Consider the following 9,786-nt stretch of genomic DNA (forward strand, 5'->3'; position numbering starts at 1 on the left):
CCCGCGGAAGTGCAGCGCGGAGAAGGCGCGCTCGTTGAGGGCGGTGCGGCGCGCCGCGAGCGCGTCGAGGTGCGTGCGCCACGCCGCCACCGGGTCCGGCTGGTCCGCACGGGTCGCCATGAAGATCGCGTCCCACAGGCGGCTCATCGCCTCCTCCTCGGGAAGGTCCGGGAAGACGCGCCGCGCCCACGACGGAATCGGCATGGAGCCGATGCTCCAGTTGATCGCGAACGACGAGATCGCCTCCGACACGGGCCGCATCCGCTCCGCCGACACGCGCGACGCGGTCGCGACGAGCTCCTGGTCGATGCCCGCGAGCAGGTCCGGGTCGGACGCGTAGATCGTCAGGAACGCGTCGTCGCGCTCCACGGCCTCCATGGACGCCCGCACGCGCCAGTCCGGGAATTCCTCGAAGGAGTCGCGCGGGGCGCTCTCGTAGCGGATGCGCGCGAGCCGATCGTCGGACCACGCGACCTCCACGAGGCGGCAGCCCGCCTCGTACGCCTTGCGGGCCACGGCCCGCGCGAGCTGAGCGGCCTCCAGCGGCGCGCTGAGCTGGAGACGCTGGTGAGGCTGGACGTTCACGCCGATGCGGACGAGCAGGTCGGCGTACCGGTCGAGCTTCTCCTCGAAGGAGAGGGTCTGGGTTTCGGACATGCCCGAGCATACCGCGCCCGGCGGGAACTCCGGCCCCGCCGGAAGCGTACCTGGGACATGCTGAACGTCGTGTCGATCATCCTCGGAGCCGTCGCGGCACTCTTTCTGCTGCTCGGCATCCTGCCCCTGCTGGGCTGGACCATCTGGTTCCTCGTGCTGCCCGCCGCGCTCGTCGGCCTCATCCTCGGCGTGATGAGCCGCTACCGGGGCGGCGTGACCCTCAACGTGGTCGTGCTGGTCCTCGCGGGTCTGCGCCTGCTGCTCGGCGGCGGGATTCTCTAGGACTCCACCGGGCGTTCCTGGTAGAGCTCCACGAAGCGCCGCAGCATCCTCAGGCCCGTCTCCAGGCTGTCGGGCGCGACCCACTCGTCCTCGCGGTGCGCGTTGCCGCCCCGGTACACGCCCAGCGCGAGCGCGGGAATGCCGTGCGGCGCGGCGGCGTTCGCGTCCGTGCTGCTCGCGGCGGTCCGCAGTTCCACCCCGACGGACTCCGCCGCGCGCCGCGCGAGCCGCATCAGGGCGTCGCTCGCGAGGTCCCCGCCGGGGCGGTCCCCGACCTTCTCGATGTGGACGTCCACGCCCCCGCCGCGCGCCGCGCCCTCCAGCGCGCTCAGCGCGCGTTCCTCCAGCGTGACGAGCGCGCGCGGGTCCAGGGAGCGCAGGTCGAGCAGCAGTTCCGCCGTCGCGGCGATGCTGTTCACGCTGTTGCCGCCGCGCGCCTCGCCGACGTTGAGGGTCGTGCGCGGCCCGGGCGGCAGCGGCAGGCTGTACAGGGCCGTCACGGCGAGGCCCAGCGCGTGGATCGCGCTGGGCGCCCGGTCGCCCCACGAGTGCCCGCCGGGCCCCGTGAAGGTCGCCTTGTAGCGCCGCACGCCCACCGCGCGCGTCACGGCGAGCCCGAGGTAGCCGTCCACCGCCACGAACGACGCGATGCGCGGCGCGTGACGCTCCAGCAGGTGCTTCGCGCCGCGCAGGTCCCCGAGGCCCTCCTCGCCGACGTTCGCGACGAGCCACAGCGGGCGGCGCAACCGGGCGGGTTCGAGGTCGCGCAGGAGGGCCGTGAGCACCGCGAGGCTCGCGCTGTTGTCGCCCAGACCGGGTCCGCTGAGGCGTCCGCGCCGCTCGTGGACGGTGAGGTCCGTGTCGCGGGAGAAGACCGTGTCGAGGTGCGAGGCGAGCACCAGCGCCCGCCCCTCCTGCGGGCCGAGCCGCAGGACGACGTTGCCGACCTCGTCGAGTTCGGGGGAATGACCGAGCCCGGTCCACAGGTGGTGGATCAGCCGGGCGCGTTCCTCCTCCTCGAAGGTGGGGGCGGGCGTCGTCGCGATGCGCGTCAGGTACTCGAGGGGCACGCGGACAGTGTAACAGTGACCTCACGCGTGGCCACGGACGCGAGGGGGCGTGAACACACTCGCAAGGAGGGGGCGCCGCTCGCGGCGCCCCCTCGAAACGCGCCGATCAGCGGCGTCCGCGTCCGGCGAGCTGAGATCCGATGACCGCCGCGAGGCTCACGAGGCCCGCGCGCGCCATGGGGTTCTGCAGGATCTGGCCGATCCCGCCGCCCTGCTGCTGCTGCTGCGGGTAGCCCTGCTGCTGCCCGTAGCCCTGCTGCTGGCCGCCGCCGAGCATCCCGCCGAGGCCGCCCATGCCGCCCTGCTGACCGCCCATCTGACCGAGGACGCCGCCGAGCATGCCGCCGAGCCCGCCGCCCATGCCGCCCTGCTGACCGCCGTGCTGGCCGAGGCTTCCGCCGAACATGTTGAACAGCGACCCCAGGCCCGAACCGCCCTGCGGCGCGAGCGCCTGACCGCTGCGCGCGAGCGCGCCGGCGAGGTCGTCGTCGTCGTCGTCGCGGACGTTCTGCACGGGCGTGCCCTGGTGCTGCACCATCGCCTGCGCGAGCGCCTGACGCTGCTGCGGCGTGAGCTGCGCCACGTACTGCCGCATCGCCTGCTGCTGCATCTCCGGCGGCGCGGACTGCATGTACTGACCCACGAAGTGCGCCGCCTCGTCGGGGTCGAGCTGGTCGTACTGGTTGTTCTGCTGCGCCTTCGCGAACCGCTCGCCCTGGCCCATCAGGCCCTGCAGGAAATCGTCGTTCATGTGCGTTCCTCCTCGGGTGGGATGTCGATGCGAGACCAGCGTAGGCGGCCACTGCGAGAGGCGCCTGATGGGAACATGGAGAAACGCACACGCAGCGAACTGCGCCCCCCGCTTCCCTTTTGTCCCGAAGGACGGCCCCGGTCACGGTCCGTTTCCCCTGCGTTGATAGCATTGGGCATCATGCGTTCTCTCGTCCTGATCGGTCACGGCTCCCACCTCAACCCGGACTCCGCCGGGGCGGTCTACCGCTACGCGGACCTGCTGCGCGAGCGCGGCGGGTTCGACGAGGTGGTGGAGGGCTACTGGAAGGAGGAGCCGAGCCTGCGGCAGGTCCTGCGCACCGTCCGCTTCACCGACGTGACGGTCATCCCGATGTTCATCAGCGAGGGGTACTTCACGGAGACGGTCATTCCGCGCGAGCTCGGTCTGGGACACCAGGGGCCCGTGCCCGCGGGGGGCGTGGCGCGCGTCATCGGCGGGAAGACGGTGCGTTACACCCTCCCGTACGGCGTGCATCCCGCGATGAGCGACGTGATCCTGGAGCGCGCCCGCGAGGCCTGCCCGGACCTCGGCGGGGAGGACACGGCCCTCGTGATCATCGGGCACGGCACGACCCGCAACGCGAACTCCAACCGCGTCGTCTACCAGAACGCCGACCGCATCCGCGACCTCGGCATCTTCGCGGAGGTCCACGCCCTCTTCCTCGACGAGGACCCGCGCGTCACCACGTGGCCGGAGGTCGTGAAGGCCTCGCGCGTGGTGATGGTGCCCTTCTTCGCGAGCGAGGGCTGGCACACCCTGGAGACCATCCCGGACGACCTCGGCCTCACGGGTCCCGTGACGGAGCTGGAGGGCCGCACGGTGTACTACGCGAAGCCCACCGGGACGCACCCGCGCGTCGCGGAGGTCATCACGCAGCTCGCGGACGACGCGCGCGGCGCGAGCGTCGTGGGCGGCGAGCCCGAGGCGGGCAACGTGGAGGCCTGGGAGGCCTTCTACCGCCTCGCGCGGGGAGGGCTGCGCTTCGCGGAGGTGCTGATCACGCCGCACGCGGGCCTCTTCGAGATCCGGCACGCGCTCGACGAGGGCGCGCCCATCCTGGAGACCGTCGTGACGCCCGAGGGCCTGCGCGACCGCACCCGCCTCGACGAGCGCGGCGAGCACCGCCCCGTCCACACCCTGCGCAGCCTCGCGCGAGGCTGGCGGGCCGTGCTGGACGAGCACGACCTGCGCCGCGCCGTGCACTACCTGTACCCGGCGCTCGTGGAGGAGGCCTTCGCGTGCAGCAACCACGCGCTGCACACCACGCCCTGGGTGACGACCGCGCGTCGTCAGACCGGCATCTACGCCAAGGTGGCGGGCGCCACGCCGGAACTCGTCGCGGAGGTGTCGCGCGAGGTGTGCGGCGGCTGCCTGCGCACCCGCCTGTGGGCCGGGGACAAGCTGGAGCGCACCTTCTTCGACGGCGTGCCGGGCGCGCTGCCTTGCGCGGAGGCCTGCACCTTCCTCGTCGCGGAGGTCCGCGAGGCGATGAGCGGCAAGAAGCCCGGCGGGCACTCGCACGACCACTGACCCCTCCCGGCAGGCCGTCCGGCGCATCCCCCGGGAAGCGCCGGACGGTACGCTTGTGCTCATGCGAGTCCCTGTCCTGTTCCCGACGGCCCCCCTCGACCTTCTCGACGTGCGCGGCGGCGGCGCGTGACGCTGCGGCTCGCGGTGGCGCAGTACCCGGTGGAGGCGCACGCCTCCTGGGACGCCGTGGCCGCCAAGCTCACCCGCTGGTGCGAGGAGGCCGCCTCGGCGGGCGCGCACCTGCTGGTCTTCCCGGAGTACGCCAGCATGGAGATCACGAGCCTCCTCCCGAAGGAGGTGCAGGCGGACGTGCGCCTCCAGCTTCCCGCGCTGCAGCCCTTCGTGGGGCCCTTCACGGCGCTGCACCGCGACCTCGCCACGCGGCTCGGCGTGTACGTCGTCGCGGGCAGCTATCCCGTCGCGGTGGGGGAGGGCTTCGTGAACCGCGCGATGGTCTTCACGCCCGGGGGACGCGTGGAGTACCAGGACAAGCTCGTCATGACGCGCTTCGAGCACGAGAAGTGGGGCGTCGCGCCCGGCGAGGGCCTCAGGGTCTTCCGCGCGCCCTTCGGGAGCTTCGGCATCAACATCTGCTATGACAGCGAGTTCCCGCACCTCGCGCGCGCCCTCGCCGGGGGCGGCGCGGACCTGCTGCTCGTGCCGAGCTGCACGGAGGCCGTGACGGGCTACCACCGCGTGCAGGTCGGGAGCCGCGCCCGCGCGCTGGAGAACCAGATGTACGTGGCGCAGGCGCCGCTCGTCGGGACCGCTCCCTGGAACGAGGCGATCGACGTGAACACGGGCGCGGCGGGCGTGTACGGCCCCATCGACCACGGCTTCTCCCCGGAGGGCGACGGCGTCGTGACGCGCGGGCCCCTCAACGTGGCGACGTGGGTGTACGCGGACCTCGACCTGGGCCGCCTGCGCGCCCAGCGCGAGGACGGGCACACCCTCAACGCGCGTGACTGGGTGCACGGGGAGCGGCAGGCGGCGCCCGGCGCGGTCACGGTCGACCTGTGAAGCGGGGACGCCCGGCCACGGGCCGGGCGTCCCTGAACGTCCGCGTTCAGGCGGCGGAGTTGTCGATGTGCGCCAGCAGGTGCGCGTAGTCACGCGCGAGCCCCGGGTAGTCGCTGTCCACGGACGGCGCCGCGAGGAGTCGGCGCGGAGAGCGGGGGTGCCCGTCCTCGCGGATGACTCCGGGTTCCGGCTGTTCGTTCGAGACCGGCTTGCGGCGTTCGCGCGTGTTCACCCTCCGGTTCTACCCGTCCCGCGTGCTCCTGCGGTGGGGCGCGGCTAAGGACGTCTTCACGAGGGGCACACGGGAAGGCTCAGGTCCTCACGCGGCGCTCCTTCCACTGCACCCACTGCTTGTACACGAAGGCCCGCACCGGGTGCGTCCACTCGCCCATCACGGACCCGGCGCGCAGCGCGTCCAGCAGGTCCTGCGGCGTCTCGATGGAACGCTCGGGCGTCTCGGACCACGCGTCCCCGATCTGCCGCCACGTGTGCGCGTCCGATCCCCCGGACATCGGCAGGTTCCGCGCCATGGCCCACTCTGCCGCCGCGCGGTTCCACTTCGGACGGCTGATGCGGGCGTTGAAGGTCTCGACGATGTCGATCTCGTGCGCGATGCGTTCGCGCGCCTCGGGCCTCAGCCGGTAGCGCTTGAGGGGGTCGAGGCCGTGCTGGAGCAGCACCAGCCCGCCCTGCGCGCGGATCTCGGCCACGGTCTCCTCGGCGCTGAGGCCGGGAGGGATGCGCTCGTGCAGGAAGAGCCCCACGAGCTCTCCGTCGCGGGTGGTGACCTCCTCCCCGACGATCACGGTGAACCGACCCGCGTACTCGCTGCTCGCCACGAACTCCCGCAGGTTCTGCGCGCCCCAGATCTGGTCGTGGTCCGTGATCGCCTGCACGCGGACGCCGCGCTCCAGGCAGCGCGCGGGGAAGGTCGTGAGGGGTGTGGTGCAGTCGTGCGACGCCTCCGAGTGGCAGTGCAGGTCGATCCGCATGGTGGGCGTCGTCACGCGCGCTCCTCCTCCCTGAGGTCGAAGCGGCGCTCGTCCACGTCGGTCTCGCCGCCCGGCAGCCACAGCGTGAGCGCCCCCGGCAGGACCTCCACGCGCACCTCGCCGTCCTCGTGGACGACGCGGTCGGGCTCGCCGTCCGGGTAGGCGGGGCGGCGCTCGCCGTCCACGTGCACCGCCTGACCGCACCAGCCGAAGGTGAGGACGCGGCCCCGGTGCGTCTCCACGCTGGGGAGGTCCTGCACCCCGTCGGAGAGCAGGCCGCGCAGGTACGCCAGCAGGCTGTCGCGGCCCTCGGCGCGCACCAAGACCACGTCCAGCAGACCGTCGCCCGGATCGGCGTGCGGCGCGAGCCTCAGGCGCGGCCCGGTCGCCTGCGTGTTGAGCGCCTCCAGCAGCAGGTACCCGCCCGAGAGGTCCACGCCGTCGAGCGTGACCTTCACGTCGGGCGGCGCGTACGTGCCCACGGTCGTGGCGAGCGCCGACAGGGCGCGCGGGACGCTCTTGCCCTCGTCCGGATCGTAGGCATTGAGGGCGTCCGCGTACAGGCCGTACCCGGCGGCCTCCAGGAAGACGTCCTCGCCCCAGGGGCCCGTGACGCGGCCCACGTCGAAGGGCATGACGCGCGGCGCCGCGAGGCCCCGGACGAGGTCCAGGGGCGCCCCACTCAGCCCGAGCGTCCGGCCGATGTTGTTCGCGGTGCCCATCGGCAGGACCGCGAGGGGCACGTCCCGCCCCACGAGGTGCCGCGCCGCCGCCCGCACCGTGCCGTCCCCTCCCGCCACGACGACGAGGCCCTCGGCGCCGTCCAGTGCCTCCGCGAGTTCCGTCTCGTCCGCGGTGGCGCGGTAGACCGGGTCGTACCCGGCCAGGTGCAGGGCGTCCGTGAGGGCGTCCGAGTCGAGGCCGCGTGTGCTGCCCGCGTTCGGGTTGACGATCAGGTGGGCCTGCATGATCCTGTCCGTTGCGTGCTCATCTCGCGCTCAGTATGGGCAGCGTGGGAGGCGCTCCCTCATGATTCGGGTGAACGCCCTTTGAGCGAGAAGCCCCCGACCCACGCGCGCTAGACTCGGAGGATGACGACTCCCGCCTCGCGTGACGTCCTGCTGACCTGCCCGCTCGACTGCCCGGACGCCTGCCGTCTGCGCGTCACGCTCCAGCGCGGCGAGGACGGCGCCGAGCGCGCCGTGAAGCTCACCGGGGACGCCGCTCACCCCATCACGCGCGGCTTCGCCTGCGCCAAGACCGTCCACTACCCCGCCCGCCAGAACCACCCGGACCGCCCCCTGTACCCCCTGAAGCGCGTCGGGGACGACTTCGTGCGCGTCAGCTGGGACGACGCCCTCGACGAGATCGCCGCGCGCCTGCGCCGCGTCCTCGACGAGCACGGCCCCTCCGCCGTGCTGCGCTACAACTACGCGGGCACCATGGGCGTCCGCGAGGGCAGCCACGTCCACGCGTTCTTCCGCGCGCTCGGCGCGCCCGAACTCGACGAGACGATCTGCGCGACCGCCGGGAGCGCCGCGTGGACCCTCGGGTACGGCTCGCCCCGCATGGGCGTCGACCCCGAGGACGTGCGGCACGCCCGCCTCATCCTGCTGTGGGGCATCAACAGCCTCAGCACCAACAGCCACCTCACGCCGTGGCTGACGATGGCGCGCAAGGCGGGCGCGCGCGTCGTCCACATCGACCCCTACCGCAACAAGACCAGCCTGTACGCCGACACGCACCTCAAGATCCGCCCTGGCACGGACGCGGCCCTCGCGCTCGGCGTCAGCCGATACGTCATCGAGAAGGGCTGGCACGACGAGGCGTACCTCGCGCGCGCCACGGAGGGCTTCGAGGAGTACCGCGAGGCGGCGGGCGAGTGGACGCTGGAACGCACCAGCGAGGTCACGGGCCTCACGGTGGAGGAGATCGAGGACCTCGCGACCGCCTTCGGCACGACGCGGCCCACCTACATCCGCGTGGGGTACGGCATGACCCGCCACGAGCACGGCGGCACCAACCTGCGCGCCGTGAGCCTGCTGCCCGCCCTCACCGGGGACTGGCAGCACGTGGGCGGCGGCTGCACCCTCACCACCAGCGGCGCGTTCGCCCTCAACCGTCGCCGCGTGGGCGCCGCGCACCTCGTGAAGCCCGGCGTGGGCAGCGTCAACATGAACGAGCTCGCGGACGCCCTCACGCCCGAACGGGGCCTGCACGCGATGTTCGTGTACAACTGCAACCCCGCCGTCGTCGCGCCCGACTCCGAGCGCGTACGCGCCGGGATGCGCCGCGACGACCTCATGGTCGTCGTGCTGGAGCAGGCGATGACGGAGACCGCGCGGCTCGCGGACTTCGTGCTGCCCTCCACCACCTTCATGGAGCACCCCGACGTCTACACCAGCTACGGTCACCACTACCTCGGCTACAACGACGCGGCCCTCGAAGCGCCCGGCGAGACCCGCCCGAACTCCTGGGTGTTCGCCGAGCTCGGGCGGCGCCTCGGGATCACCGAGCCGACGCTGTACTGGACGATGGACGAGCTGCTCGACCACCTCCTCGACACGGACCACCCGCACCTGCGAGGAATCACGCCCGAGCGCCTGAGGGCCGAGGGCAGCGTGCGCCTCACCCTGCCCGAATCCTTCCGCCCCTACGCCGACGGCGCGCCCACCGCGTCGGGCCGCGTGCGGCTCTCGCCCGCACCGCGCCACCGCGAGCCCCTCGCGGCCCTCACGGACGAGTACCCGCTGCGGCTCCTCACGCCGCCCGCGCACCACTTCCTCAACAGCACCTACGGCAACCTCGCGCGCCTCAACGCTGCCGAGGGCGGCGAGCCGCACGCGCTCGTCCACCCCGACGACGCCGAGCGCCTCGGCCTCACGGACGGCGCGTACGCCGCCATCGAGAGCGAGGTGGGCCGCTGCGTGCGCCGCGTGCACGTCACGGACGCCACCCAGATCGGCGTGACCGTCGTGGAGGGCACGTGGTGGGGCCTCTCCGCGCCCGACGGGACCAGCATCAACGCCGTCACCGCGCAGACCCTCACGGACCTCGGCGGCGGCAGCACCTTCCACAACACCCGCGTGCGCCTCGTGCCGGTCCCCGCGCCCGACCGCGCTCCGGAGGCCGCCGGGGCCGTCACGGCCTGACCGCGCCACGAACGAGGGCGGGCGCGGACCACGGCCGGCCGCGCGCGTGACGACGACTCCTGGCGGAGGCCGAACGTCAACGCGTCCGGAGCGTCACCGCGTCAAGCGCGCCGACATCCGACGTACAGGATCTCCTTTGCGCGTCCGTCCCTGCCGTCCAACGGGGCGTCCGACCGCCCAAGCCTCACTAAGTCACACGATAGCGTCTCGAAGCCCGCGGCTTCGAACTTGCCGATCAGCTCGTCCCGGCGGTACCGGCGGTCACGGACGATCAACTCCATCGGGATGCC

The 9,786-nt window shown here is 72.8% G+C and carries 11 protein-coding genes; 4 read left to right on the top strand and 7 right to left on the bottom strand.

Translation table 11 applies throughout. From position 1 onward, the window contains the following. Nucleotides 1-657 (bottom strand): aminopeptidase (locus DEIPI_RS0114350; protein WP_027482217.1); only part of this gene is annotated, 657 nt, incomplete at its 3' end. Nucleotides 658-726: 69 nt separating this feature from the next. Between DEIPI_RS0114350 and DEIPI_RS0114355 the strand changes: the two genes are divergently transcribed. Next, nucleotides 727-939 (top strand): hypothetical protein, encoded by a 213-nt coding sequence (locus DEIPI_RS0114355; protein ID WP_342667517.1) that lies wholly within the window; start codon nt 727-729, stop codon nt 937-939. Here DEIPI_RS0114355 and DEIPI_RS0114360 read toward each other — a convergent pair. Both DEIPI_RS0114360 and DEIPI_RS35595 read right to left on the bottom strand, forming a co-directional pair. Further along, entirely contained in the window at nt 936-2,009 is a 1,074-nt protein-coding gene (locus tag DEIPI_RS0114360; protein ID WP_027482219.1) for a M20/M25/M40 family metallo-hydrolase, read from the bottom strand. The genes DEIPI_RS0114355 and DEIPI_RS0114360 overlap by 4 nt on opposite strands. A 106-nt stretch (nt 2,010-2,115) precedes the next feature. Next, nucleotides 2,116-2,760, bottom strand: a complete 645-nt coding sequence (locus DEIPI_RS35595) for a hypothetical protein (RefSeq protein ID WP_052351741.1) — start codon at nt 2,758-2,760, stop codon at nt 2,116-2,118. Between the two features lie 75 nt (nt 2,761-2,835). On the opposite strand from DEIPI_RS35595, the gene DEIPI_RS0114370 reads away from it, so the two are divergent. Both DEIPI_RS0114370 and DEIPI_RS31270 read left to right on the top strand, forming a co-directional pair. Beyond that, nucleotides 2,836-4,332, top strand: a complete 1,497-nt coding sequence (locus tag DEIPI_RS0114370; protein ID WP_084474300.1) for a DR2241 family protein — start codon at nt 2,836-2,838, stop codon at nt 4,330-4,332. Nucleotides 4,333-4,458: 126 nt separating this feature from the next. Continuing rightward, nucleotides 4,459-5,352, top strand: a complete 894-nt coding sequence (locus DEIPI_RS31270; RefSeq protein WP_245588573.1) for a carbon-nitrogen hydrolase family protein — start codon at nt 4,459-4,461, stop codon at nt 5,350-5,352. A gap of 46 nt (nt 5,353-5,398) precedes the next feature. Here the strand turns inward: DEIPI_RS31270 and DEIPI_RS0114380 are convergent, their stop codons facing one another. From DEIPI_RS0114380 to DEIPI_RS31275, 3 genes are all read right to left on the bottom strand, one after another. Beyond that, on the bottom strand, nt 5,399-5,584 hold the full coding sequence (locus tag DEIPI_RS0114380) for a hypothetical protein (RefSeq protein ID WP_027482221.1): 186 nt from the start codon (nt 5,582-5,584) through the stop codon (nt 5,399-5,401). A gap of 79 nt (nt 5,585-5,663) precedes the next feature. Beyond that, nucleotides 5,664-6,359, bottom strand: a complete 696-nt coding sequence (locus DEIPI_RS0114385; RefSeq protein ID WP_027482222.1) for a PHP-associated domain-containing protein — start codon at nt 6,357-6,359, stop codon at nt 5,664-5,666. After that, nucleotides 6,356-7,312 (bottom strand): diacylglycerol/lipid kinase family protein, encoded by a 957-nt coding sequence (locus DEIPI_RS31275; protein ID WP_045234369.1) that lies wholly within the window; start codon nt 7,310-7,312, stop codon nt 6,356-6,358. The genes DEIPI_RS0114385 and DEIPI_RS31275 overlap by 4 nt, the downstream gene beginning before the upstream one ends. Before the next feature lie 123 nt (nt 7,313-7,435). On the opposite strand from DEIPI_RS31275, the gene DEIPI_RS0114395 reads away from it, so the two are divergent. After that, entirely contained in the window at nt 7,436-9,496 is a 2,061-nt protein-coding gene (locus DEIPI_RS0114395) for a molybdopterin oxidoreductase family protein (RefSeq protein ID WP_027482223.1), read from the top strand. Between the two features lie 101 nt (nt 9,497-9,597). On the opposite strand, the gene DEIPI_RS40995 is transcribed toward DEIPI_RS0114395, so the two are convergent. Beyond that, nucleotides 9,598-9,786 (bottom strand): hypothetical protein (locus tag DEIPI_RS40995; RefSeq protein WP_027482224.1); only part of this gene is annotated, 189 nt, incomplete at its 5' end.

It is taken from the genome of Deinococcus pimensis DSM 21231, assembly GCF_000519345.1.
Classification (GTDB): domain Bacteria; phylum Deinococcota; class Deinococci; order Deinococcales; family Deinococcaceae; genus Deinococcus_A; species Deinococcus_A pimensis.

Bases quoted from the DNA above. Each gene is read 5' to 3' on its own strand.
- DEIPI_RS35595 (WP_052351741.1), bottom strand. From the start codon at position 2,760: ATGAACGACGATTTCCTGCAGGGCCTGATGGGCCAGGGCGAGCGGTTC.
- DEIPI_RS0114370 (WP_084474300.1), top strand. From the start codon at position 2,836: ATGGAGAAACGCACACGCAGCGAACTGCGCCCCCCGCTTCCCTTTTGT.
- DEIPI_RS0114395 (WP_027482223.1), top strand. From the start codon at position 7,436: ATGACGACTCCCGCCTCGCGTGACGTCCTGCTGACCTGCCCGCTCGAC.
- DEIPI_RS31275 (WP_045234369.1), bottom strand. From the start codon at position 7,312: ATGCAGGCCCACCTGATCGTCAACCCGAACGCGGGCAGCACACGCGGC.